Source organism: Caproiciproducens puteiluti (genome assembly GCF_052442865.1).
Taxonomy (GTDB): Bacteria; Bacillota; Clostridia; order Oscillospirales; family Acutalibacteraceae; genus Caproiciproducens.
Map to the genome: position 1 here is coordinate 279,488 of NZ_CP194790.1, position 22,648 is coordinate 302,135.

Annotated in this window: 32 protein-coding genes and 1 riboswitch; of the genes, 18 read left to right on the forward strand and 14 right to left on the reverse strand. The window is 44.5% G+C overall.

From position 1 onward, the window contains the following. The first annotated feature begins 25 nt into the window (after positions 1–25). From ACRQU7_RS01320 to ACRQU7_RS01400, 17 genes are all read left to right on the forward strand, one after another. Complete coding sequence (locus tag ACRQU7_RS01320; RefSeq protein ID WP_444643148.1) at positions 26–721, forward strand: hypothetical protein; 696 nt, start codon at positions 26–28, stop codon at positions 719–721. Positions 722–725: 4 nt separating this feature from the next. Beyond that, complete coding sequence (locus ACRQU7_RS01325; RefSeq protein WP_444643150.1) at positions 726–1,220, forward strand: hypothetical protein; 495 nt, start codon at positions 726–728, stop codon at positions 1,218–1,220. 73 nt (positions 1,221–1,293) lie between these two features. Beyond that, the gene (locus ACRQU7_RS01330) at positions 1,294–1,926 is read left to right on the forward strand and encodes a hypothetical protein (protein ID WP_326975336.1); all 633 of its coding nucleotides are present in this window, start codon (positions 1,294–1,296) and stop codon (positions 1,924–1,926) included. 249 nt (positions 1,927–2,175) lie between these two features. Further along, the gene (locus ACRQU7_RS01335) at positions 2,176–2,604 is read left to right on the forward strand and encodes a single-stranded DNA-binding protein (protein WP_326975335.1); all 429 of its coding nucleotides are present in this window, start codon (positions 2,176–2,178) and stop codon (positions 2,602–2,604) included. Positions 2,605–2,728: 124 nt separating this feature from the next. Then, positions 2,729–3,538 carry a hypothetical protein gene (locus tag ACRQU7_RS01340; protein WP_326975334.1) on the forward strand — a complete coding sequence of 270 codons (810 nt, stop codon included), beginning with the start codon at positions 2,729–2,731 and terminating at the stop codon, positions 3,536–3,538. Positions 3,539–3,579: 41 nt separating this feature from the next. Continuing rightward, positions 3,580–4,653: a DUF932 domain-containing protein gene (locus ACRQU7_RS01345; protein WP_326975333.1), complete on the forward strand. Its 1,074-nt coding sequence runs from the start codon at positions 3,580–3,582 to the stop codon at positions 4,651–4,653. Between the two features lie 39 nt (positions 4,654–4,692). Next, entirely contained in the window at positions 4,693–5,526 is an 834-nt protein-coding gene (locus ACRQU7_RS01350) for a hypothetical protein (RefSeq protein WP_326975332.1), read from the forward strand. 92 nt (positions 5,527–5,618) lie between these two features. Next, a complete protein-coding gene (locus ACRQU7_RS01355) occupies positions 5,619–6,155 on the forward strand; it encodes a sigma-70 family RNA polymerase sigma factor (RefSeq protein ID WP_444643154.1) in 537 nt (178 codons plus the stop codon). A gap of 131 nt (positions 6,156–6,286) precedes the next feature. Then, positions 6,287–6,526, forward strand: a complete 240-nt coding sequence (locus ACRQU7_RS01360) for a hypothetical protein (protein WP_326975330.1) — start codon at positions 6,287–6,289, stop codon at positions 6,524–6,526. Between the two features lie 334 nt (positions 6,527–6,860). Beyond that, positions 6,861–7,535, forward strand: a complete 675-nt coding sequence (locus ACRQU7_RS01365) for a YkgJ family cysteine cluster protein (protein WP_444643156.1) — start codon at positions 6,861–6,863, stop codon at positions 7,533–7,535. A gap of 30 nt (positions 7,536–7,565) precedes the next feature. Beyond that, on the forward strand, positions 7,566–7,745 hold the full coding sequence (locus ACRQU7_RS01370) for a hypothetical protein (protein WP_444643158.1): 180 nt from the start codon (positions 7,566–7,568) through the stop codon (positions 7,743–7,745). Beyond that, positions 7,738–8,031: a hypothetical protein gene (locus ACRQU7_RS01375; RefSeq protein WP_444643160.1), complete on the forward strand. Its 294-nt coding sequence runs from the start codon at positions 7,738–7,740 to the stop codon at positions 8,029–8,031. Before ACRQU7_RS01370 ends, ACRQU7_RS01375 begins: the two co-directional genes overlap by 8 nt. Further along, positions 8,024–8,542 (forward strand): hypothetical protein, encoded by a 519-nt coding sequence (locus ACRQU7_RS01380; RefSeq protein ID WP_444643162.1) that lies wholly within the window; start codon positions 8,024–8,026, stop codon positions 8,540–8,542. The genes ACRQU7_RS01375 and ACRQU7_RS01380 overlap by 8 nt, the downstream gene beginning before the upstream one ends. Before the next feature lie 55 nt (positions 8,543–8,597). After that, the gene (locus tag ACRQU7_RS01385) at positions 8,598–9,146 is read left to right on the forward strand and encodes a hypothetical protein (RefSeq protein WP_444643164.1); all 549 of its coding nucleotides are present in this window, start codon (positions 8,598–8,600) and stop codon (positions 9,144–9,146) included. After that, a complete protein-coding gene (locus ACRQU7_RS01390; protein WP_444643166.1) occupies positions 9,143–9,580 on the forward strand; it encodes a hypothetical protein in 438 nt (145 codons plus the stop codon). Before ACRQU7_RS01385 ends, ACRQU7_RS01390 begins: the two co-directional genes overlap by 4 nt. Before the next feature lie 152 nt (positions 9,581–9,732). Beyond that, positions 9,733–10,152, forward strand: coding sequence for a DUF6809 family protein (locus ACRQU7_RS01395; protein WP_444643168.1), 420 nt, complete (start codon positions 9,733–9,735; stop codon positions 10,150–10,152). A gap of 231 nt (positions 10,153–10,383) precedes the next feature. Beyond that, positions 10,384–10,884, forward strand: a complete 501-nt coding sequence (locus ACRQU7_RS01400) for an adenylosuccinate lyase (protein ID WP_444643170.1) — start codon at positions 10,384–10,386, stop codon at positions 10,882–10,884. Between the two features lie 302 nt (positions 10,885–11,186). On the opposite strand, the gene ACRQU7_RS01405 is transcribed toward ACRQU7_RS01400, so the two are convergent. Together ACRQU7_RS01405 and ACRQU7_RS01410 are read right to left on the reverse strand one after the other, a co-directional pair. After that, positions 11,187–11,369: a helix-turn-helix domain-containing protein gene (locus tag ACRQU7_RS01405; protein WP_444643172.1), complete on the reverse strand. Its 183-nt coding sequence runs from the start codon at positions 11,367–11,369 to the stop codon at positions 11,187–11,189. After that, entirely contained in the window at positions 11,366–11,776 is a 411-nt protein-coding gene (locus tag ACRQU7_RS01410) for a sigma-70 family RNA polymerase sigma factor (RefSeq protein WP_444643174.1), read from the reverse strand. Before ACRQU7_RS01410 ends, ACRQU7_RS01405 begins: the two co-directional genes overlap by 4 nt. A 67-nt stretch (positions 11,777–11,843) precedes the next feature. Here ACRQU7_RS01410 and ACRQU7_RS01415 point away from each other — a divergent pair, with 67 nt between their 5' ends. Then, a complete protein-coding gene (locus ACRQU7_RS01415) occupies positions 11,844–12,113 on the forward strand; it encodes a hypothetical protein (RefSeq protein ID WP_444643176.1) in 270 nt (89 codons plus the stop codon). 79 nt (positions 12,114–12,192) lie between these two features. Next, a riboswitch (cyclic di-GMP riboswitch) is annotated at positions 12,193–12,286 on the reverse strand. 934 nt (positions 12,287–13,220) lie between these two features. On the opposite strand, the gene ACRQU7_RS01420 is transcribed toward ACRQU7_RS01415, so the two are convergent. The 12 genes from ACRQU7_RS01420 to ACRQU7_RS01475 form a co-directional block, all read right to left on the reverse strand. Next, complete coding sequence (locus tag ACRQU7_RS01420) at positions 13,221–13,913, reverse strand: hypothetical protein (protein WP_444643178.1); 693 nt, start codon at positions 13,911–13,913, stop codon at positions 13,221–13,223. Further along, positions 13,910–14,557 carry an ABC transporter ATP-binding protein gene (locus tag ACRQU7_RS01425; RefSeq protein ID WP_326975313.1) on the reverse strand — a complete coding sequence of 216 codons (648 nt, stop codon included), beginning with the start codon at positions 14,555–14,557 and terminating at the stop codon, positions 13,910–13,912. The genes ACRQU7_RS01420 and ACRQU7_RS01425 overlap by 4 nt, the downstream gene beginning before the upstream one ends. Beyond that, entirely contained in the window at positions 14,558–15,370 is an 813-nt protein-coding gene (locus tag ACRQU7_RS01430; RefSeq protein WP_326975312.1) for a hypothetical protein, read from the reverse strand. Beyond that, positions 15,367–16,056, reverse strand: a complete 690-nt coding sequence (locus tag ACRQU7_RS01435; protein ID WP_444643180.1) for a hypothetical protein — start codon at positions 16,054–16,056, stop codon at positions 15,367–15,369. Before ACRQU7_RS01435 ends, ACRQU7_RS01430 begins: the two co-directional genes overlap by 4 nt. Further along, positions 16,050–16,922, reverse strand: coding sequence for a hypothetical protein (locus ACRQU7_RS01440; RefSeq protein ID WP_326975310.1), 873 nt, complete (start codon positions 16,920–16,922; stop codon positions 16,050–16,052). The genes ACRQU7_RS01435 and ACRQU7_RS01440 overlap by 7 nt, the downstream gene beginning before the upstream one ends. Before the next feature lie 160 nt (positions 16,923–17,082). Further along, on the reverse strand, positions 17,083–17,505 hold the full coding sequence (locus ACRQU7_RS01445) for a hypothetical protein (RefSeq protein ID WP_326975309.1): 423 nt from the start codon (positions 17,503–17,505) through the stop codon (positions 17,083–17,085). 249 nt (positions 17,506–17,754) lie between these two features. Then, positions 17,755–18,273 carry a C39 family peptidase gene (locus tag ACRQU7_RS01450; protein ID WP_444643183.1) on the reverse strand — a complete coding sequence of 173 codons (519 nt, stop codon included), beginning with the start codon at positions 18,271–18,273 and terminating at the stop codon, positions 17,755–17,757. 24 nt (positions 18,274–18,297) lie between these two features. Further along, positions 18,298–18,942 carry an ATP-binding cassette domain-containing protein gene (locus ACRQU7_RS01455; protein WP_444643185.1) on the reverse strand — a complete coding sequence of 215 codons (645 nt, stop codon included), beginning with the start codon at positions 18,940–18,942 and terminating at the stop codon, positions 18,298–18,300. 14 nt (positions 18,943–18,956) lie between these two features. After that, positions 18,957–19,808, reverse strand: coding sequence for a hypothetical protein (locus ACRQU7_RS01460; protein ID WP_326975307.1), 852 nt, complete (start codon positions 19,806–19,808; stop codon positions 18,957–18,959). Then, positions 19,795–20,604, reverse strand: a complete 810-nt coding sequence (locus tag ACRQU7_RS01465) for a hypothetical protein (RefSeq protein WP_444643187.1) — start codon at positions 20,602–20,604, stop codon at positions 19,795–19,797. Before ACRQU7_RS01465 ends, ACRQU7_RS01460 begins: the two co-directional genes overlap by 14 nt. Before the next feature lie 11 nt (positions 20,605–20,615). After that, a complete protein-coding gene (locus ACRQU7_RS01470; RefSeq protein WP_444643189.1) occupies positions 20,616–21,782 on the reverse strand; it encodes a hypothetical protein in 1,167 nt (388 codons plus the stop codon). Positions 21,783–21,859: 77 nt separating this feature from the next. Further along, positions 21,860–22,609, reverse strand: coding sequence for a M15 family metallopeptidase (locus ACRQU7_RS01475; RefSeq protein ID WP_444643191.1), 750 nt, complete (start codon positions 22,607–22,609; stop codon positions 21,860–21,862). Between the last annotated feature and the right edge of the window lie 39 nt (positions 22,610–22,648).

Here is a 22,648-nt window from a genome sequence, read left to right on the forward strand (position 1 = left end):
AAAGGATAGAAAAGGAGGTTTTTCCATGGACACAATGCTTTATACTGCCGTCGGTCGTTTTGAGAAACGTTCCGATGGCCATAAACTTTCCCACCCGGTTATTATCATCCATAAAAAAGAATATTCCGTGGACATTCAGGAGATGGTCATATGGGCTTCGCTAAACTGGCGGATTCTGAAACGAGAGGAAATTGAACGGTTTTATGAAAAATCCCTTTTAAAAACCGGATTTTCTGAAAATCGCTCCTGCCCGGAGTGTATAGATCGTCTGTTGGTTCGTGGCTTGATTGTCTCCGGTTCGGGCAATACTGGATTTGAAGCCCTGTATGATCTCCTGAACAATCTTTACATTGTCCCCGCCACCGGACGCTTTGGGCTTCGACTGTTATCTTTTCTGAAGCTGACGTTTTGGGATGGGATTTCGTTTTCCTCCACAAGGCAGCTACTGCAAAAGGACAGCAGAAACGCCGAAGAGGAACGGATCATGCGCCTTTCAAAACAGGCAATGCTCTCTACCGCAGAGCTCATTAAGTGTGTAGAGCAAGGCGTACAGGACCTGTCCACTGAAAAAAAGATACTCGCCGCGCTTTATGATGACGATGACACCACCAGCGACAATATTGGGAGCCTGATGCAGGTCAGCCGCAGCAAAGAACCGGTAACGCTGGCGGTTGCCAATCTGTATCTTCGCAAGCAGATTATCTTTTTTGAAAGGATTTGACTCTATGAAAAACTTTCCTCCGGTCTTGGTTCACAAGTGGCTATACACTTTAGCTGTGGGAATGGGCTGCCTTGGCGTTGGTGTTGCTTATTATCTTGTTACCGACGACGGTGTTTTGCTAATGCTAAGCAGTCTGGTCTTTGGACTTAGTTTGGTGCGAAGCATTCTCCTTTACCGGACGATTTTCCGTCAGGACTATGAAACGGTGGTGGGAACCTGTGTTGCCATTACTACACTGCCCTTGCGGAAATGCCGCCGAATCAAAGTCATGGATGACCAAGGGATCGTGAATACTTTATTGCTGGCAAAGCAAGCCAAAATCAAAATCGGGTATCAGTATCGCTTTTTCTTCAAAAAAAATGTTCCATCCTATCTGGGAAGCGAATATTTTGACACGGTTCTGTCCACAGATTCCTTCCTTGGATATGAGGAAATAGGGAGATATCCGGAAAAGGATTCTGACGACTTTTCTGTGGCAAAAGAAAAAGCTGAGAAATAAGTTTTATGTTTTGCAGAATAAAAGGCCACCATCCCCTGTTTACGTAGCAGAGGACACAGGAAGGAGGAATTTTATGTATAAGCCGCATACCGTCGAACAATACAAAATTGTCCAATACCTCAAGGAAGATCAGCACTTTGTCATGGATCATTTTATACTTTCCCCCTTATCCCGCTCGTCGCTGCTGTTGGAAGACCGCACAAGGGCACAGCTTGCCTTCTCATATTTTCAGGGCAGCGTAACGGAAATCCCCGTACCGGTGCCGCCTGATCCAAACGAGGTGCTGGCCTTCATCCGGAAATTCCGGGCCGACCCTGCCCGACCCCGTCTTCGGAACCTGGAAGAGATCACCCAATGGTGGCACAAAACGCCCAATCCGCTGCGCTATCAGCAAGCCCTGAGTTTGCCGGACGACCTGTATCGTCATTTTCTGACACACCCGCTTTATTCCGAAGAAACGGTGCGCCAAATCATAGCAAAGAAATATGTGACAGAAGAAGAATACCTCGGCATCCGCCTCTGGTACCGCAATGAAAATTCACCGCATTGCTGGCTCGGCCCTCTGGGTGTTGACGGAACAGGCAATCTCTACGGCCTGACCTTTCGGTACAAGCTGCCCAACGCGGAAGAATTTGTTTTTTATGTGACGGACGACTATTTCCGTTTTATGAATAGAGGGAAATCGTTGCATTGTTCAAGGACCTGATACTATATATTGTTATTTAACGGCTTGACAATCGCAATATATAGTTGTATACTATATTTGTAATTGATTCTTGTGCGTTTCCCTTTTGGGATTGCAAACCTTATGGTTTGTATGGCGACAGAAGTTCGCATTGCACACGCTGTTAAGTTTGTATGAGTGCCAGTAGTATAACCGCGCCCTTTGGCGTCCGGTTGATTGCTGGTACTTTTTTATATAGATATCAAGGCCGATCTGGCAGAAAGGAGCGTTATGTCTCAGCTATTTGTAATCGGTCGTGTGACGGCGGACCTGGAGCTTCAGGAAAGCACAAACAAGACCGCCTATGTCCGGTTTGATCTGGCCGAAAATATCGGCTATGGTGAAACAAGGCACCCGCAATATTATCAGGTGTGGGCATGGGCCGGGGATGCCATGCATCTCCTCAGGCAAAGAGTGAAAAAAGGCAGCCTGATTTGGGCTTCCGGCTCTCTAATACTGGAAACCTACGTCAAAAAGGACGGTACCACCAAGGACAAGCGCCTGAAACTCACTTTGGACAACTGGGGTTATGTGCCGGTTGGCAAACCCGTTTCAACGGCACAAAATTTCGAAGATGACCCCGTGGCTTCACCCTCTCCCACCGATAGCCTACCGCACGTTGGCAAAATTGACGGGGACAGGGAAGCCCTGCCGGATTGATTCTGCGATCCGGCTCTCCCGAAGAGGAACTGTATCATGTTTTTCAGAAAGAACACTGAAGACATGGTGCAGTTCCTCTTTTTTTGTTTTCAGGCAAAACTTCAAAGAAAGGACGGTAAAACAAATGAAGCAATACAAAGCCCTTTGGGGCAGTATTTCCATTCTTCTGGGCGCGGTCATTGCGATTCTGGCTTTGGTTCGCGGTTTGTGGCAGGTCTGGCTTCTTCTTGGGGTCATTTCCTTATGGGGACTCTGGGTAGTGGGTATTTTGCTCCTGCCCTATCTGAAGAAGGCAAAACGCTACAAGCTCCGCCGAAAGCAAAAGCAGAAGAGACTGGAACAAGGAATTATAGGAAACACTTATCAGATCCCTGAGATCAACGATCCGATAAACCTGATTCTTCTGCGACATGTCAATCACCGCATTTCCGCTTATCTGCGGGCGGCTTATCCTGACGCAAAATGGGAATGGTGTGAAAAAGATCCTGAAAAGCTGGCAACGCATGGCGGTACCGGTAGAATCCGTGTCTTTGGGATTCCAGACTTCAACTACGCGGAAGTCAAGCTCGACCAGCAGGCGCATATCAGTTGCACCATGGTGAAAATCGTACCGCTTTCAGAACTACAGAGCGGTACGGTGGACGGGGCTGAACTGCCTCCCAACCAGCAACCGGTTGATCCGCAGATCTGGTATGAAGTCCAGGGACGCCAGGTTCTGGAGGACCTGATCGCAGACCTGCACTCCCGGGGACACAGCAGCCTGACGCTGAAAGAGGACGGCGAAATCTGCGTCCGGGAGGACGATCAGGAAGTCTCGCAGGAATCTTTCAAAAGTTTTCCGGCCAAAGTCTATTGGCCCCGGCTGGTACAGGTTTTTGAAAAAGAAGGGCTGGCAGCTTCCGTCACTGCATCCGGAATCGAGGTGTCATGGTAAGGAAGTGTCAAATGTACGAAAGAAAGGAGTAGAAAACCCGAATGAAAAGTGGCCTGAACATTGAACAGATGGCAGCAGAGATTATGCGCCAGAGCAAAGCGAAGGAAGATTACATTGTGAATACCAAAAATCTTTCCTTCGAGCCCTGCGGCGACCAGCTTCTGATGCGGGTCGTCGGCGATGATGGCATTGACCGAATTGAACCGCTGGATATCAAGCAGACTGCCCATCGGCAGATAGGAACGCATTTGAGCATTCCAGCCAAATATTATGACAGGATGCTGGAATCCTACCCGGAGTTGTTGTCCCAGAATGTCAACGCCTGGTTCCAACGCGAACCCTCCACTCGGATGCTTCGAACACTGGACGGATCCGCCCGGGCATTTCTCAGCAATCGCTATCGCCGGCTTGACAATCTGGAAATAGCGGAGGCGATCCTGCCCATCATCGGAGAAATGCAGGACGCTCGGTTTGAGTCCTGCCAGATTACAGAGAGCAGGATGTACATTAAAGTGGTCAACACACGGCTGGAAGCGGAGGTCACCCCAGGCGACATTGTGCAAGCCGGGATGATTATCAGTAACAGCGAGACTGGTCTCGGCGCGGTCTGCATACAGCCTCTGGTGTTTCGTCTGATCTGCAGCAATGGAATGGTAATAAACGACGCTCAGACCCGCCGCAACCATGTGGGAAGGGTCAACTCCAACGATGAAAATTTCCTGCTCTACTCGGATAAGACGCTGGAGGCCGACGACCGGGCTTTTTTCCTGAAAATTCAGGATACGGTAAAGGCCGTTGTTGAGGAAGCAAAGTTTGCTACCGTTGTGAATCAGATGCGGGAAGCGACAGGTGCGCGGCTCAATACTGCGGATGTGCCCGGTGTGGTAAAGCTTGCAAGCCGTGAATTCGGCATCTCCGATCATGAGAGCGAAGGCGTGTTGCAGTACCTCATCGAAGGGAATGACCTAACCCTTTATGGCCTTTCCAATGCGGTAACACGACACAGCCAAGATATCGATGATTATGACCGAGCAACCGATCTGGAAGGAATCGGGTACAACATTCTGACCATGCCCCATCAGCAGTGGAACAGAATCAATCAAGTGGCCGCCTGATAGATCGGCCATTTTACTAAATTATTAGGAGGAATTGCTATGAGTAACCAGAATGAAAACGCCATGATGGAGACGGACCGTTTCGTCCTTCCCGCGATGATCAAGGGGGAATTCTCGAACGAGGAGTTGGCCGAGGATATGGATGGTCTCCAGCTCAGCTTTCAGCGTGTAAAAATTCCGGCCGGCGGTGCCCTGCAGTTTGAAATTCCGGGAGACGATCCGGAGAATCCGGACTACACGAAGGCCCTGGAAGGAGTTATCCTCTACAATCATGCCTCCTGCGCTTATTGGCCGGAAGGCAGCGAATTTGATGAGAATACCGCCCCTCTGTGCTCTTCCGTAGATGGCAAGCTGGGAATTGGTGAGCCTGGCGGCACCTGCGTATCCTGTTCCCTCAATCGCTTTGGCACTGCTCCGGACGGTAAGGGTGGAAAAGCCTGCAAGAACATGCGGATATTGTATTTTCTCCGTGACGGTGAGTATATGCCGCTGCAGGTAACGCTCCCGCCCACTAGTATCAAGCCGTTTCGTGAATTTTTCAATGCTGCTTTTGTGTCGCGCCACCGCGGGACCTGCGGGAGTGTGATTCAGATCGGTCTCAAACGGGCAAACAACGGCAGCAACGATTACAGCGTCGCCACTTTCCGCAAGCTTTACGATTTCACCGGTGAGCAACTGGCGCAAATCAAAGCTTATGCGGACAGCTTCAGGGAACAGGTCAAGCTGGCTTTGCAGCAGCGTGCTGCCGCCACCGAAGACCAGTTTGACGATGGTTGTGACTACAGCGGCTATGACCAGCCAGCCCAGGAAACGGACGATCATTTCAGCATTGCACAGCAGATTGACGGCGACCGGGAAGATCTTCCGGCCTAACTGTTTTTGATACGGCCCTTTCGCCGTATACCATGTTCATCAGGACACTCCGGTTCAGGCCGGGGTGTCCTATTTTTTTAGGAGGAATCAAAATGTTAAAAGAAGTGCCATTAACTTCGGAACAAAGGAAGTTTGCAACGAAACATCACAACCTGATCTATTCTTTTCTCAATGAAAACCATCTTCCAGAAGATGAGTATTACGACGTGGTCGTTTTTGGGTATCTACGGGCTGTAAGAAGATATTTTGCCGAGGACAATCTTAAGTCATTTTCCTTTACAACCATTGCTTGGAGTTGCATGAGATGTGATCTGATGAACTACTACAAAACGCAGAACTGCCAAAAGCGCAATGCGGAGATCGTGAGCATTCATGTCAGCCTGTACGATGGCGATCTGCCGCTGGAACAGACAATCTCTGCCCCGGATACGCTGATGCAGCAATTTGAAACCGAACTGCTTCTGCACGACCTTGCCAAACGTGTTTCCCTTCAACAGATGGATGTGCGAATGAAGTCCAATGGCTACGGCGTGCGGGACATTGCGCGCAGCCAAAAGACTACCATCAAGCAGGTGCGTGAGCTGCTGGAAAATGCTCATAGTGCCTTACTGGAGCTATGCTGTGAATAAACTGGAGATGGTGTTAAAGATACTGTCTATTTAGGCACGAAGACGCACAATTTGAAATGAAAAGCAAGATAGAGATCCTTGACATTGAGGTGGATGCCTTAAAACAACAATTGAATTGGAGGCTGTAACGAATGAAGGAAGAAAAAAAGAATGTCCATCTGACCGGAACGCTGTTGTATCCGATCACAGTAGGCAGAGGGGCCGTCGTGTTCTCGGGTGGTCAGGTGATCCATACGTCCAGGGTAGTAGCTGTCCATGAACAAACGATAAAGCAAATCAGCTTTGAGACGCTGCATACCCACTACACTCTGACGCTGGGCCCTTTTCCGTTGGCGGGTATGAATCCGCTCGCTTTGGAAACGGCCGCGTAGAGACCTTAAAGTGAGTCGGTAAAACAGGTGCCGAAAGGACCTGGAGCTCTACGAGTTGGAAGGCCATGGCAGGAGATATGCTTGTCATGGCCTTTTATCGCAAAACTTAAAAGGGAGTGAATGTCATGATAATTTTTAGTACGGGTGATAGGGTTCGCCTCACGGAAAAAGTGCTTCACCCCGGGTTTCGCAATGTGTGTGGGACTGTGATAAAGACCGTAAAATCCCGTGGCGTTGTGGTAATCTGCTGTGATAACGGAAAGCGTTATGAAGCTTTGCTGAAAAATGTAGAAAGAAAGCCTGACTCGGAATCGGAAGCAAAAGAGGGATTAAGATGAATTTTGAAGGATATCAGGTCCGACCCGTCCGCACAAAGGACTGGGTTACGTTCCACTGCCAAAGATGCGGCGCGTGCTGCCGCCACTTGGAACAAAAGGTCATGCTGGAAAGCCTGGATGCTTTCCGGCTGGCAAAATTTTTGAAAAAGCGCGGGGATGATGTCACTGGCATGGACGACGTGCTCGACCGATATGCAACGCCTGTTCCGCTGGCGGAGGGATATCCGATCTTCGTGCTGCAGGTCGCCGGTTCGGAAGACGCCTGCATTTTTCTAAAGGATGGCGGGTGTAGCGTGTATGAAGCCCGGCCGCGCGTGTGCAGGCTTTATCCGTTTACTGTGAGCCCCGGAACAAAAGGCAGGGATTTTGAATATCTGCTCTGCACCGAGGCGCCGCACCATTTTGCCGATGGCCGGGTCCTGGTCAACGACTGGATGTATCAGAACTTTAAGCGGGAAGATAAAGAATTTGTAAAGCGGGAGTACGATTTTGCCCGGGATATCGGACGTTGCCTGCGTCAGCTCAGCAGCAGCCGGCTGAGTCAGGCTCTATTCCCGATTTTGTACTACCTCTATTCAAATTACGATTTAGAAAAATCATTTCTGCCCCAGTACGACCGCAACCTTGACAGTTTGATAAAGGAGCTGCGGGAGTTGATAAACGGGCGGTGATTTTGGTGGAAAGGAGCTGCCATGTATGCTTTGGAACGGTTGGTTTTTCAGGGCACGGAATGCTGCCCGCAGTACCGCTGGAAACAGCTTGCTATATGCGCCAATGAGAAGCTGTTGAACAAAATCAAAGATAAGCAGCGGCATCCGGAAGAGTGGCGTATCAGTCCTCTTGCCGATGCCGTAGAAGAAAGGCGGGATAAAAGTGCCTAAACCCAGAGAGATTTATACCGTAGTTACAACCAGCGCCGATGCCGATCAGGGATGTTTTCAGGACCCTACTCCTGCCGGAAGCTATTTTTCATTTCAAGGGGCCCAAGCGGAACTGGCCCGACTGATTGATGAGGAAAAAGAAACGCTGGATACGGCGCGATACGATACGGAAGAATGGAATGATACCGTCTGGTACGCTTATCAGGAAGGATATGCTGCGGCATGCTTTGTCCGCATCGAAGTCATAACCTCCCTGCTCATGGATGAGGAGGGTACCGATGGCTGAAATTAGAATCAGAGAACCGAACTGTTCTTCCTGCGAGGCCAATTATCGCCACTCCGGCCTTCCGCAAAAAAAATACGGCGTTATGCTCCATGAATTTGAACGGTACTGCATCGGCAGCAAACGGGCTCGAATGTTCAAAAAAAGGGATCCTGTGATAAAGGCCCCCGACTGGTGTCCAAAACGGATCTTTCCGCATAAGGTCCGTGTTTTTGATTTCAAAAGTGGCGATGACTGGTTCATGTTTGAAGATCTTTGCCTAACGCTGAAAAAGGAACTGCCCCCTGAAGCGCATCGATACGAAGTTATCGCCCAAACAACAACTGAGTTGTCCGCAAAGGAGTTTTGGGCACAGTGTGGCCTTGACGCAGGGCCAAAGCTTTTAGGGGTTAATGTACCAAGGCACGGGATCGTTGAAATTGACGATGGCCTGCTTCCAAATTATTTTTTCCTTTGCGAGAGCGGCTATCGGTACGAACCCTATTTCACCCCGCCCGCATCAACATCTAAATGAACAAGGCGGACACATCATCTGCCTGCAAATCTGATTGATTTGAAGGGATACGCCTATGAACAACATCAGTATGAAAATCGTGAATCAGATCGCAAGTCTGGAGAAGAAAATCACAAGATTAAGCGGAGACTACAAAACTAACACATGGAAACGGCAGCAGGAACAGCTCTACCGGGACCGCATCGTCGAAAGGTATAGTGCTCAGAAGCAGATGTTGGAATATCTCGGAGAAGAGGCCGCCTGCCGTGAATTAACTCAGTTGGAGAAGGCTCTGATCACCGGTGCATTTTATGAGAATATGCGCTCGTACTCTGCATCTGCCGTATATGCCAAAGAACATCCCCACAGCCACTCCCGGCTCCAATTTCCGTCAAAGGACAGTACGGCGGCGGTACGTCTGCTGAAAGCCGGCATCAAGGATACAGAGGCCATGGTTCAGGCCATCGATTATTATGATGGCCTGATGTGCAAAGCAATAATTCCGCCCGACTTGAACGCCAAACGTATCCGGGAGCTGTCCTTTCAAGCCCGACTTCATCAAAAGGCGATATCCAGTTTACACCGGTCCCATTGGCATCACAACTTTTGCAGTTGGCGTCGGTGAATGAAACCAGTCATGTGCTGGAGCCTGAAGCTGCCATCGGCAGCATTGCGGATGAAGCTAAGAAAATTACGCCCCATGTGGACTGCGTTGAAATTGTCCCTGACTTCCGGGAAGTGCTGGGATTAAAAGGGTATCGGATCATAGGGCCCGATCTTTTTGAGTTGGAACCACAGCCCGTATATGATGCGGTACTGATGAATCCACCATTCAGCGAGGAATGCCATCATATCCAGCATGCGTTCCAGTTTCTGAATCCCGGTGGGACACTGGCCGCCGTATGCAGTGTGCGGGTCAGGCAGTCTGATAAAAAGGAGTATGTTGAATTCCGTGACTGGCTCCAACAGTACCGGCATCATTTCATTGCTCCGGCAAAAGGTGATTTTGAGATGACCGATATGCAGGTATTACTGCTGCAGATCCATAGAGCGGCATAAGCTCCGAAAAGGCTAAGATTGCTGCCAAACGCAGCCAACTGCGGGTTCTATACACACTATCCAAGACTACCCGAAAGAATATAATTTCAGGGGCTGCGGAGTGATGATTTTTCCTCTACAGCTCTATTTTATAAAAGAAGGAGGCAAAGAGAATGAATTTTTATGAGACCAGAGCCGGTCACACTTTTTATGAGTACCAACTTCCACAGCTGATCTCGACCTTGAAAGAGCTGACCACCGCCATAACGCAGGCTAAGGCAAAGTTTTCGGTCCGCCTTCCTGCCGATGTTCCGCCAGATTTCCTCAAAAAGCTGTATTACGGCAATTTTGAGCCGGACATGCAACAGGATGCCGCTCAGCTGCGGGAATACAATAATCCGGTGATGGAGAGCCAGAAACGCCTCAAAAAGCTGCTCGCTCCGGAAGCTTGGGAACAGGTGGAGGAATACCGACGCTCAATAGATATTCGAACCAGTTTTGAGCTTGAGCAGGCTTTTGAAACAGGTTTTCGCACCGCTGCCAAGATGATTGCCGCGGGGCTTTCTGCGCCGCCCTGCAATGAAAAGGGGTAGGATCAGTATGAATAGAAAAAGCATACAGAACGCTGAAAAACAAGCCCTTCCGTATCAAAAACATCTGCACAGCGACAGGCATAAAGGGCGGTCGAAAGTCTATTCTACCTGCCCAAACAAAATTCGCTCGTTTAAAGGCTTTCGGGTGGCTCACATCGGAGTCTGCGAAAAATGCCGCTGCTTTCGGCGCGGTTAGCAGAGTATCCTGAATTTGCATGGAGGTGTTACTGGATGGGTCGAAAATATCTAAGGCCGGACGCAGAAGGCTATCTGCTGGAAGCCGAAGCCTGCAAAAAGGTAATTCGGGAATTAGAACACTTGGCCGCAAAACTGGAGCGCAAGGTCGCACGGGAAAAGGCCAAACGGCAGACGGAGTTCGAGCAGGTCATGGCGTATCGAAGTGAAATTGAAATACAGGATGATTACGGCTACGGCTTTCTGACGGAACGCCAGTATGACCATTACCTTGAACTTTTTCGTGCAGGGAGTGAGGCCCTGGAAAATCATCCTCCCACTGTAGTCGAAATTGCAGAAAAAATTGTCCGGCGTGTGATCAGAGATATCTTTGAGGATCAACAAGAGTGGCAGTTTTCCGCACTTTCTCCGGAACAGCAGGAAGCGGAACGGAAACGTGCGGAGCAGGCTCAACTTGAATGGAAGCAAAAAATAGCAGAAATCAAAAAGCGTCGTGGCATCCTTGATAATGATGAAAACACATCTGCAGAAAGTTAAGACTATATTCATAGAAAGGAGCTTTATATGAAATTGTACGATTTAAAGAAATACGGCTCCGTTCATCCGCTGCAACTGGAAGTCTGTACATAGTGAAGAAAAAGAGATGTACAACTCCAGATGTTTTGATATCCCATTCCAAATTAATCAGGTAGACCGTCGCAGGACTTTCAGAATATCTTGTGTTACAACTCAATAGAATATATGAGGAAACGCCTAACCCGGTTTGCTTTACTTCAAGCAAACCGGGCGCTTCTTTGGCATTCCGAGGCTCCGAAAATCATGGCTCCTTTCCTCTTACTTTAGATCCTAATTACTTCAATACAATGCATAAAAACCATGCATAGCTCTTGATACAAATCCTCATCAAAAACACCGTCCACGGTAGATTCTTTGAGAAGCAGGGGCTTGTACATCTCTATCAGGTTTTTTCTGGCAAAGTCTTCATTATCCTTTGCCAGAAGCAGCAACTCTTTAAAATTCATTCCTTTTTACCTCCTAATTCGTCGCGTAGTTTTCGAATCAGTCTGTAGTAAATAGAAGTTACAGTTTTATAGCCGATTCCGGTTTCGTTAGCAATCTCCTCAAAGGAACGCTCATCTGATATCTTCATGATCAAGATTCGGAAGTCCCGCTTCTTGAGTTGTTCAAGCGCCTGATGAAGTTCTTTGTTTTCAAGTTGCTCCAAGAGTGGCGATTGAGATATTATATCCTGCTCGGGTTGAAGTTCTTCTCGAATTTCCTGGTTATCCAAAGGCATTTCATTACTCAATCGCCTGAATTTAGCCCGTAAATACTGTATTTTTTTTCTATGTACTGCTGTTACGAGATAGGCTGTAAATTGATTTTGCAAGACATTGGATTCCCCAATGCCATTATTATATCGTTTCATGTTTTTCCTCCAAATTCTGAATTTTTTTAAGGAATTCAAAATTTGGAGGGGGGGGGGGATCGACAATGTGTCGGTTTCGACGATTTTTTACAGCAATGGGAAAGGCATAGCTCGATATGTGTCTTTAACGATCGGAGTAACAACTTTCTTGTCGGCAATAAAAAAACAGCACTTTGCCCAAGTAGGCAAAGTGCTGTTTTTTTATATTGAATTGGTTGAGAAGCTTCGTATGTACGAAGTGCCTCTTCCTTATTTCAACCTCCCCAAAAGCTGGAAACAGGTAATCATATGGGGGACTCCTTTTTCCTTTAGAGCATGGCAAAAGCCAAGTATCTGATACCCCAGAATTATCCGTCAAAAGTCATATATATTGCAAAAGCCTGCCCACATAAAAAGGGCAGGCTTTACGCGTAACTTCCGGCAGCCAGGCTATCGTCATGTTGTAAAACCAACATTTTAGATCTTGCGGCTTTGCGTCGCCGCCTTTCAGCGGTTTTGCCCTTGTGACTCTCTTTTCTTTTATAATTCTGCGTTTTAAAAAGATTGATTATCTGGCTTACCAAAACGACACCTCTCTTTCAAGCCTTTTTTTGGAGTACAAGGCCCTACAGTTGCGCTTACAGCACTTCCGCCAGAGGGTCCAGCAGGCTCTGGCAGAACATCTCCGACAGAACATTAAATACCAATACTGACATCTCGTTGGCCAACATAATTGTTTTTCACCTTTAACATATCGTAGCAGATATCCCTCACTAACAACTAAAGCCTTTGTTTTCTTACAGTTTTTAAGTTAATAATTTCATGGAAAGAAAGCATCTAATCTCTTACTATTTTCTGTTGATCTGATTTGCCTTAACTTTTTCATATATTTTGTTCAGTGTAGCAGTTGTTTCTTCGCTGTATGCTCCAGAAGACTTTCGGTGCGTAATTCTGTTCATAAGCATTATGCAAGTGTTGATGATATCGCAGTCTATTTCATTATCTGTTCTGTATATTTCATTGTGGATGATGCGGTCCAGCTCTCTGCAAAGCCATTCCCGAGGAATCTTGGGGTTCCGTGGGTCAATAAGACAGAGCTCCAAGATTGATTTTATTTCCTTATCCGTTAACAATAAAAACACCTCCCTCGCTGATTTTATATTTTTCATGATTACCAATACACCCTAAACAAAGTCAGAAGCCAGGAAGCAACAGTTCCTGGCTTCATAATATAAGTTTGAATCCGGTGTTACTGCCTTTAGACCGCTGCTTTGCGCCCTCACTTTTTATGGGTATTAAGGTAAGCAAATCCGATTTACAACAGTAATAATCTATTAAAATCAAAGGTATTGAGAAGATAAGAAATTGGCCGAGTCTACCGCTTTTCAAGGGGGCTTTGCATTTTTTTAATAATTTTAAGTATGAGAATTTATCTTAAGATAAAAAAGGAAGGTCCTGAACGAATCTATGATGATGTTAGCGGTATTCCAAGCTCCCCCAATACACCACTTTTTAGCTGATAATAAATATCTAACTGCTTTTTATCCTCAACAGGTATATCGTATCCTGCAAGCGAGTTCATTGATTCCGGATTTTTGGCCCAACTGAATACTTTGGTTTGTTTTTGGTTGGAAAGGCGATATGCACCCGCTGCTGTCTGTGTAATTGGATAATACTGACTGTTTTCAAAATCAGTCAGTTTTCGCTCTGGATCAAATTGTACCTTTTTGAGTAAAAGAACATATTCACTGTTTTTCTGTAGAGGCAGGTATGCTTTGCTAATGGTGTTCACATAACGTGTATATGTGTACGTATCAACAGCTTCCAGAATATAAAGCTGTTTTCCGTTGAATTCAGAATCACCTTTATAAACCTCTTCAACTGTAACCGGTGAATAAAACCCTTCCCCAGTAACAAAACGATTTCCACTGTATTTTGCCCTTATAATAATGTCAGAGTTCTCTATTAGCTTATCAGGCATTTGATTCACATCTGTTACAGAAAATTCTTGAAAAACCACATCAAATGTATTCCCTGTTTCAAACCCGTAATTGTAAATGCTTTCTCCTGCATTTTGATAAGAAACACGGACAACTCCCGCCAGAACCAGACAGACTAAAGCTAAGACGGCAGGGATGCAATACCAGCGTTTTTTCATTTAGGCGCCTCTCCTTCCTTCAGACGACCATCTGACATTTTATAAAAGCGGCTGCATAGAAGCGTCAGATCCTCCTTGTTATGACTCGCCAGAATGATTGTCGCGCCACGCTCATTTTCTTCGCGAACAATTTGCCGTACCAGATCGATCCCGTCGTCATCCAGCGCATTAGTCGGTTCATCTAAAAGGATAAGATCAGGTTTTTCCATAACTGCCTGTGCGATACCCAATCGTCGTTTCATACCCAGTGAGTATTTGTGGTAGGTACGCTTGTCATTGGGATTCAGTCCAACACGCTTAATATTTTCTCGGATATCGTCATCTGTGATTTTGTTTTGAATTGAAGCAAGTGTCTTTAAGTTTTCAAATCCGGTATAATAAGGCCAGAATCCTACGTTCTCGATTACTAACCCCATCTTCTGAGGAAAAGAGATATCCTTGCCGAGTTGCTTCCCTAATACGGTTACCGTTCCCTTAGTAGGATAAATCAAGCCAGCAATTGAACGAAGCAGCATTGATTTCCCTGACCCATTCTGTCCGTATAAGCCATAAACTCCACCCTGCTCCAATATTAAATTGATGTCTATTAAAACTTTCTGTTGCTTGAGCACTTTCGTCAGATCATGGATTTCAATAGCATTCATTCAATTCTCCTCCTTTATTAAGTCCATTAGGTCGGCTTTTTCGATTTTGAGATACAGATAGCCGTATAACAGGATCCAGTAAATCAGCAAAACCACAAAGCTTTTCCAAAGCGCGAATCCCGGAACAGGGGCATATGAAGCGAGTGTTTGCCTCACCGCCTGCGGAATCGCCGCATCCGGATGCCAATGCAGTATTTGCCCGACCGGAGGCAATAGGGCAAACAACCATCCATTCCATAAAGCTGTTTGATAAGTGAACATGCCCACAAATAGGGAACCAACAAAAATGCATGCTGTAATAATAAACGCCTGAGAACTGCCCGTATGCAGAGATAAAAGATTCTGCAGGAATGATAGGAGGAACGAGGAAAGCATTGTGCACAGGTATTGCTCCACATAAAACAGAGCACTGCCTTGCGCCTCTAGGCCAGCCGCTCCGGCAAAACAAAACGCAAGCAGAAATATTACTATCCAAAAGAAAGCGATCCACAACAGTAGGCCGAATGTTTGCTGCCTCAACCATGTGCGCTTTGTTCCAATGCGTGGGAAGATATACACATAGCTAACTTTCATATCTTCCAAAAATAAATTCCCGGTTGAAAAGAAAATAAGCAGATTCGAAACGGTGAAAAGTAAGACGGACATTATGTTCACTTGCTCCCAAGGGCCAATAACATCGAATGTCCAGAGAAAGAAGCCTTCCACACTAATGAGAGCCTTCCCGTATTGACTGGCCAGCAGCATTAGGAGAATAAAAAGAATAGTAGTGATTAACAGGCGCCATGGAGAACGAAAAAAATGTTTCAGCCTCACAATTTTCCCTCCCTGTTCTTCAAATAATCCCGACTCGAAAAACAAGAAGGAACTAATACCAAAAGTCCCACAGCAATTCCAGACATTATATAAAAAGTGGCCAATCCCATGGACGGGTCCCAGTCCATACCTGCCAAGAAGAAAACTGTATTCCAAGTTGGATGTATTCCCTGAACAATTTTTTCCGACCAAAGTGTTAAGTAACCGGCCAGAAATCCAAAAAGCGAATTTCGCATTGCAGTGGAAACTGTCATAAGAAATAATTCAAAAGTATAAACTGTAAGACACTGCAATAAAAACGATTGTAAAAAAAATACTTTGTTATCAAAATAAAAAAAGAATTCCCACTTCAAGGTATAGCATATCAAAGCAGAAATGTGAAAAGCAGTGACAAATATAATACTATCAAGTAACAAAACCATAGCACATTTTTTCCAAGAGTCTCGGAAACTGCCGAAACGCAATATGACTAATTCTTTCTGAAAAAATTGTAAACTTGAAAGTGAATACATCCCAAGTAAAGGGAAAAAGAGAAGCAAGACATATGTGCTGAATGTAAGAATGCGGTAGATTTCCATTCCCCGAAAACCATCCTTAGCCACAATATACGAAGTAAAGAAAAGAATACAAACTGGCCCCCATGTAAAAAAAGAATGAAGTTTTATTCTATAAAACTGCTTTAACATCCCAGTTCATCCTTTGCATAATGAATTTTCCATTCAATGCAGAAAATATCAATTAAAAGAATGCAAGAGGTTTCAACCAGCCACCAAATATAATCGCCACCAATACCAATCCACGCATAACTTGCAATATTATCCTGAAAAGCGCGCGCTAAGCAAATAGGCAGAACCAGCCACAGCAAAATAGGAAGAAGCAGAACTGCAATAAATCTATTTCTTTGAAAGTATAGAGAGAATGAATATGAACACAATGCAGTGATCCCTGCGGTTACGGACATGCAAAACGAAGTTAGAATGTTGAATAGGTAAGGATGACCGATTTGTAGGAATTTAATCAATCCCGAAATATGCAGCAATTGAGTTGCATAGTCATCTACTACTAACGTTGATCCCATGTTGCGCATAACAGAGTACGGCATCGCAATGATCAAAGCAACCTGTTGCAGTAAAAGAGGAGCAGCAACAACTAAAAAGCCGGAGAGAAATACGCTAAGACCATTTGCTCGATAGTAGGCTGCCCGTCCCTCACGTGGCAGTAAAATTTTATGGACATCTAAACGATAGTTGTCAAAATGAGCATAGGAATATGCCAACGCAGCCAATAATGGGAGCAGAAAGTAAACATAAATATAGGTGGATATGGCCGCAATTCCCATGCTTCCTTTTTGATCGGACCATCGGAACCAAGTAGCCTGATATCCCCAGTATGACCAAGCTGGACGAACATATATCCAATCCACATGATAGAAGGTCAACAGGCTCAAAAAAAAGGAGCCCAGTAGAACCAACATTGAAGTCAAAAGAGCAAAATAGAATTCCCTATGCAGGAACATATCCCGCATACTGCGCTTCCATTCTTTTAAGAACACATTATTTCTCCTTACGATTATTTTAAAGATGGTTCATAGTGTGTCCCATTACGCTACAAAAAGCAAATGTGATCACTATGAACCAAATGCCAGAACTACAGATTAAATTTGGTTTAAGCTCTTTTGGGCGAGATAATTTCAACAATCAGCTTCGGATTTATCAGTGAAAATCCACATACCCGTTTGCACCTGCAGAAAATGCGGGATTATCATTTCCTCCAAAGAGTTCAAGGACAGCACCTTTATTATAATGTTGATTAAGTGAGATGTTATGGGTATCCCCTTGTGTCATATAAACTGTATCTGATATCGTGTTATGGTTATCCCAGCGGCGTATTAGGAAGTAGGCTTGGTAGCTGCCAGGCTCAGGTCCAAGATAGTCCAACTGCACAAATGTTGAATCTGTTCCGCTTGTGGAGTCAACGGGCCCATGAGCACAAGTGATACCAGTTCTGAACGCAGGAAAGTTAACAAACCATTGCGTAATTGAATTGGTAGCTGCAAATGCTGGAATTGCACTGGAAACTATTAAAGCTATTGCGCAGCAAATTGCCACCAATTTCTTCGATTTAAACTTTAACATTTTTAAACCTCCTTGATTTTAAGTTATGGCTTACAAGTGAATGGACGGAGAACATGGGATTTTTCACCATATTATAAGATCACCGGATTCACACCTTTCTCAAAATTATTTCAAAGCACGCATGCGTTCACGCTTAGAAACCTATTGTCTTTTTTCCTTCTACTATATAAACAACTGAGGTATCCATTTTCTTACACTTTTTTAAAATAATTTTCATTTTTTTAATTATTGCATTCTATACCATCTTAATCAGTTCATCCCCTGATCAATATCGTTATGTATCAGAGATTCCAGATCCGTACCTGTCATATCAACGGCTTTCTTCGTTCCATCGCCTTCAAAAAAAGAATTCATAACTAAGGTTATCACCGGCGCATAGCAACCAAATCCATTGGGTGAATGTGGATCCCCAATAAACGCATCAGAGGGATGAGCTCCGGTCAGCCCATTCTTTGACTGGGTAAGATCAGACCGAGGGGTCCGTGCTACGATTTCGTCCGCTGTTACGTCATAGCCGTAGTACTTTAAAACCATCATGAAACTGACTAATTCGCACCCTGTCGCCAAAGTACCCTGCTGACTGATATATGGTACGTCAATGATCTTCTTTTGAATGCTCTGATCACTACGTGGTATCGTGATAAGATTTTTTTGAATGGCGTTTATAAATCCGAACGCCGCCGTCAACACCAATCCACAGCCAAGCAATATAAAAAGCCGATTTCTCCGCACTCTTTTTCTGTATCTGCGTCTTCTGTACTCTGCCAAAATACGCCCTTCTTTATTGAAAAATCATCTAACCGTTTGCATCACACCGGCATCCATCTCATGAACGGTATCGCACAGAACGTCAATATCTTCGGCGCTGTGGCTGGCAATCAGAATAGTTTTTCCCTCATCCCGCAGATCCAACAGCAACTTACGAACATCCTCCACGCCGTGGTTGTCAAGCCCGTTCATAGGCTCATCCAAAATAAGAATACTCGGATCTTCCATGATCGCCTGCGCGATGCCGAGACGCTGCCTCATTCCCAAAGAATACTTGCCGACACGTTTTTTGCTGACAGGATCTAATCCAACACGCCTGATAGCCTCCTGAATCTTCTTTTTGCTAATCTGGTTTTTAATCATAGCCAGTAAATGCAAATTGTCGTATGCGTTGTAATTAGGTAGAAAGCCCGGCGCTTCAATAATGATCCCCATACTTTCCGGGACATCGATATCTTTCCCAACGACTTTATGATCTATGGAGATTAGTCCAGAGGATGGTCTTACAAAGCCGCAAATACATTTTAGCAACATGGTTTTTCCTGACCCATTACGGCCGATCAGGCCATGAATTTTACCCCGGCTAAAAGATACCGATATGTTTTTCAGAACCTTCGCCTCTTGAAAGGATTTGCTTACGTTATTAATTTCGATGAAATTGTCTTCCATTATTACACCTTCTCTTAAATAGGCGGCATAACTTCAATTGCCTGTTTCTTGCTTTTAACAATCACAGTTATGCCAAGGAATAGAATTAAAACAGTGTACATTGTAAGGACATATTGAATATTCGGCGTCGCTACTTTTTCGCCGATGTTGATATTATCCAGCATTGCCCAGGATATAGGGGAAAACCAAACCAGCTTTGCCTGGCTCCTTACTGCCGTATCAAAAAACACAAAAAAGGCCCCGCATAGAATCCCTAAAAATTTATTTTCGAATATAATGTTGAAAGTGTAGATCAGCAATCCCAAGAATATTCCTGCCAGCCAGGATAATAAAAAGGAAAACCACATGGCCTGCAGGGGAGTGAAAAAGGTAACGATTTTGCTGCTAACCGCGATTTTATAGCTTACCATATCACCTACATTCACAGTCCCCAAAGTGCCTAAGACCTTTCCCCAATCCGTGTTCCATTCAATGTGATTGATATTCAACAGAATGCTGATTGCAATTATGAATATGTAATAAAATGCGGAGGAAGTGATAATGTAGAATATCTGTCCAAGACTCCAGGAAAGGCGGCCACTCCGCATGATAACGTAGGGCTGTTCTTCATCAAGAAACGGTGCGTCGCAAAATAAAAGGAGTATTCCAAGAAATAAAATGTATTTCATATATTTTTGTCCATACAAAAAAGGGAATAACCAAGGGGAGACATTGTACTGTACTGATTCTGCAAAATAGATGATCTCTTTGGTATAACTATTGACAAAAATCGCTAATAAAATCAGCAGAACCCAAACGCGGTAATTGGTTGCCCATTTTCGGTAATTTTGTGTGCATACACAAAACACTTTTCTAAAGCATTTCACTTGAAACCCTCCTTTGCACATTTTTTGTAAATAATCGCCCCGCCAGCGCAGATAAAACGCCAAAGAACAAGATTGTATACACAGCTGTTATTACTACGCCCTGACCCAACACATCATAACTGTAGGCAAGCATCCTGAAATTCATAAAATTGGGCAAATATTCACCAAACTCACCTAAGAGATAATAAGCGATAAATGGCGAAGCAACCGCAACAAAATGATTAGGAATATAGGAAGTAACACACAATCCGACAATTCCCCAAAAAGCACATGCAATGCTTAAAATAAAAATTTTAACTATAAAATACAGGATTGGGAAATCACCATTGATCAGGTAATCATACGGCTTATTCAGTACCAAGCTGCTGCTGAAAGAACCTTCCTGATGAAGCGGGATTCTCAGACTCAATAGAAAGACAAAAAGCAGTAATCCGATAAATACCGTGAGGAAAGTACTGATCAGGCAGGAAAAAATTTTAGAATGCGAATACTTCCGGGCTCCGCAGCGAATGACAACGGGACGGATAAACTGATGATTCCAATCGCTGCAAAAATTCCCCACACAGGCTAAAGCCGCTGCGATTAAAATCATATTTTTAAATTCGCCAAGCCCCATTAAAATAGTGAAGATATAGGTCACATCAATATTATGATTTCCCTGAGAGAAAACCTGACTAATATCCGTCCAGTTACAGGAGAAGCAAAGCACAGTGACCAGAACAATTGAAAAATAGAACCATGCGGAGGTTACAATTCTATAAAGATCCATCCGTAAAACGTTGCTTTTTATATTCATATGACTGCTCCTTACTGGACTTCCTGCCCTGTAGTCGCGTTCACGATTACCGTTTTTGTTTGCAGAGATTGTTGTTTCCCTTTTGCATCGGAGGTCTGCTTCGTACTTTGAACGGAAATCGCCCATACAGGGGACAGTGCAAAGGAATGGTCCTCGCTGCTTTCGTCACATGGATAATAACACAGAGAAATATTTGTTATTTTTACATCATTTGCTAAAATCGTGTTTCTATATTTTTTCTGAACTGCATCCAGTGCCTGATGGGGAGACACTATAGATGCATTCTCCTGAGTGACCGATTTTACGTCTAAAATACCATATGCCTGTAGCATGACTAAACCGTTTTTATTCACTAATGCATGGACCCGTGCGCCCTTTAAAGGAACACCATTTCGACTCGATGTTATATTGTCATTAAAATAAAGGGGGATTCCGTTGTTCTGACAATGGTAAACAAATAAATAAGCATCATCGGAAGCATCAAAGTCATGTTTTAATTTTGTTTTTTGGGTCTTGTCCATACTCTTATATTCTTCATTTGTCATGAATTTTGCTGCTTGTTCATTGAGAGACTCCGCATCTAAAGTATAAATCTGCAAAGAATCTGTTTCTACAGGGAGGCCCAATGCGTCAATTGCTGTCTTTACTTTCTCTGTTGCTGCTGCTTCGTCAAGAGAGGGAAGCTTTTTATGGGGATAAACATCGCTCATATTCTCCAGAAAATAATCGTTGGCCCCAGTAATGAAGGTAGAGTAGCCATCATATTCTGGTTTTTGAAAATAAAAAAAATCTTTGGAAAGGTAAAACTTTGATTGCTTCTGAGAAATAAACAAAGTATCATCTTCACCATAGATATCATTTAAGAATGTCTTTTGATCTGCAATTTGTTCATCAGACGGCAATAATGTTTGAATGAGCAAATCCTTATCAAATTTCTTATACTCAGCGTGATAAACCGAGTATGTTTTACCCGCAACATAATTCACATCGGCATCAACGGTTAAATTGGTATCCAGCTCTTTTGTAATGTGGGAGGGAATCGACTGATCCCCTGAAATGCTGGACGTTTGACCGGTAGAAGAAACCTCCTTGTCGGAATTTATGGATGGAAAGCATCCCGACAGAGATAAAAGGCACAGAGATAGTGATAAGACAGTCATAAAAATCTTTCTTTTCATTTAATTTCTCCTCATTTCAAAAAAATTTGCTATTAGAAAGTTGCTCTTTAAGTTCGAAGCCGCAAAATAGGTCCAATTCACCGGCGACCTAAATACTCTTCAAGACAAATTCCCTCTTCCATAATTTTTTTTGCCGCTTCTTTTCCTACATAACGATAATGCCATGGTTCAAAGATAACACCGGTAATGTCTGACTTCTCCGGCGGATATCGTAAAATAAAACCATATTTGCTGCAATTCTCTTTTAGCCATTTTGCCTCTGGTGTTTCCGCCTGACCATCATCAAGCATTTGATAGTCCCTTGAAACGATGTCTGCTGCCAGTCCTAAATTGTGCTCGCTGGTTCCTGGATATGCCACCTCTGTCTTTGCCTTCACACTGGCCTCTTCCACGTCGAAGCCCTGTCCTTTCCATTTCTCCACTTCATCATTGTATAAATTCGTCTGTTTGGCTATGGTTCGATACGCTGAGCATATAATAGGTGATAAACCTTCGGCCTTTGCAGCATCCAACATATCCTCCAAGGATTGAGCCGCTCTTGCATCAAACTGATAACCATCTCCGACTTCCTGTAAAGGCGGCTGATATCCTTGAGCTAGAGGATGAGTTCCGTTCACTAAGGTCAGTTCCCATTGTTCTTCGCTTTTTTGTTGTTTCTCCTGAGGCGGTTCCTGTATTCTATTTCCAACAGAAACATCACTTACAGACGTTTTCTTGTCTATCCCAAATACATCAATGCCATTGATTCTGGTGAACAGAAACCCCGCCAATAACAACAAAAGACCTAAGCATACAAGTGGAAGGGCATTTCTCTTTTTTCTTCTCATAAACAGTACCTTTAATGTTCCTTTTTTGACATTATATTT

Excerpts from the sequence above, each read along its gene's own strand:
- ACRQU7_RS01320 (WP_444643148.1), top strand. The coding sequence starts at position 26 with ATGGACACAATGCTTTATACTGCCGTCGGTCGTTTTGAGAAACGTTCC.
- ACRQU7_RS01325 (WP_444643150.1), top strand. The coding sequence starts at position 726 with ATGAAAAACTTTCCTCCGGTCTTGGTTCACAAGTGGCTATACACTTTA.
- ACRQU7_RS01330 (WP_326975336.1), top strand. The coding sequence starts at position 1,294 with ATGTATAAGCCGCATACCGTCGAACAATACAAAATTGTCCAATACCTC.
- ACRQU7_RS01335 (WP_326975335.1), top strand. The coding sequence starts at position 2,176 with ATGTCTCAGCTATTTGTAATCGGTCGTGTGACGGCGGACCTGGAGCTT.
- ACRQU7_RS01340 (WP_326975334.1), top strand. The coding sequence starts at position 2,729 with ATGAAGCAATACAAAGCCCTTTGGGGCAGTATTTCCATTCTTCTGGGC.
- ACRQU7_RS01345 (WP_326975333.1), top strand. The coding sequence starts at position 3,580 with ATGAAAAGTGGCCTGAACATTGAACAGATGGCAGCAGAGATTATGCGC.
- ACRQU7_RS01350 (WP_326975332.1), top strand. The coding sequence starts at position 4,693 with ATGAGTAACCAGAATGAAAACGCCATGATGGAGACGGACCGTTTCGTC.
- ACRQU7_RS01355 (WP_444643154.1), top strand. The coding sequence starts at position 5,619 with ATGTTAAAAGAAGTGCCATTAACTTCGGAACAAAGGAAGTTTGCAACG.
- ACRQU7_RS01360 (WP_326975330.1), top strand. The coding sequence starts at position 6,287 with ATGAAGGAAGAAAAAAAGAATGTCCATCTGACCGGAACGCTGTTGTAT.
- ACRQU7_RS01365 (WP_444643156.1), top strand. The coding sequence starts at position 6,861 with ATGAATTTTGAAGGATATCAGGTCCGACCCGTCCGCACAAAGGACTGG.
- ACRQU7_RS01380 (WP_444643162.1), top strand. The coding sequence starts at position 8,024 with ATGGCTGAAATTAGAATCAGAGAACCGAACTGTTCTTCCTGCGAGGCC.
- ACRQU7_RS01385 (WP_444643164.1), top strand. The coding sequence starts at position 8,598 with ATGAACAACATCAGTATGAAAATCGTGAATCAGATCGCAAGTCTGGAG.
- ACRQU7_RS01395 (WP_444643168.1), top strand. The coding sequence starts at position 9,733 with ATGAATTTTTATGAGACCAGAGCCGGTCACACTTTTTATGAGTACCAA.
- ACRQU7_RS01400 (WP_444643170.1), top strand. The coding sequence starts at position 10,384 with ATGGGTCGAAAATATCTAAGGCCGGACGCAGAAGGCTATCTGCTGGAA.
- ACRQU7_RS01405 (WP_444643172.1), bottom strand. The coding sequence starts at position 11,369 with ATGAATTTTAAAGAGTTGCTGCTTCTGGCAAAGGATAATGAAGACTTT.
- ACRQU7_RS01410 (WP_444643174.1), bottom strand. The coding sequence starts at position 11,776 with ATGAAACGATATAATAATGGCATTGGGGAATCCAATGTCTTGCAAAAT.
- ACRQU7_RS01420 (WP_444643178.1), bottom strand. The coding sequence starts at position 13,913 with ATGAAAAAACGCTGGTATTGCATCCCTGCCGTCTTAGCTTTAGTCTGT.
- ACRQU7_RS01425 (WP_326975313.1), bottom strand. The coding sequence starts at position 14,557 with ATGAATGCTATTGAAATCCATGATCTGACGAAAGTGCTCAAGCAACAG.
- ACRQU7_RS01435 (WP_444643180.1), bottom strand. The coding sequence starts at position 16,056 with ATGTTAAAGCAGTTTTATAGAATAAAACTTCATTCTTTTTTTACATGG.
- ACRQU7_RS01445 (WP_326975309.1), bottom strand. The coding sequence starts at position 17,505 with ATGTTAAAGTTTAAATCGAAGAAATTGGTGGCAATTTGCTGCGCAATA.
- ACRQU7_RS01455 (WP_444643185.1), bottom strand. The coding sequence starts at position 18,942 with ATGGAAGACAATTTCATCGAAATTAATAACGTAAGCAAATCCTTTCAA.
- ACRQU7_RS01465 (WP_444643187.1), bottom strand. The coding sequence starts at position 20,604 with ATGAATATAAAAAGCAACGTTTTACGGATGGATCTTTATAGAATTGTA.
- ACRQU7_RS01470 (WP_444643189.1), bottom strand. The coding sequence starts at position 21,782 with ATGAAAAGAAAGATTTTTATGACTGTCTTATCACTATCTCTGTGCCTT.
- ACRQU7_RS01475 (WP_444643191.1), bottom strand. The coding sequence starts at position 22,609 with ATGAGAAGAAAAAAGAGAAATGCCCTTCCACTTGTATGCTTAGGTCTT.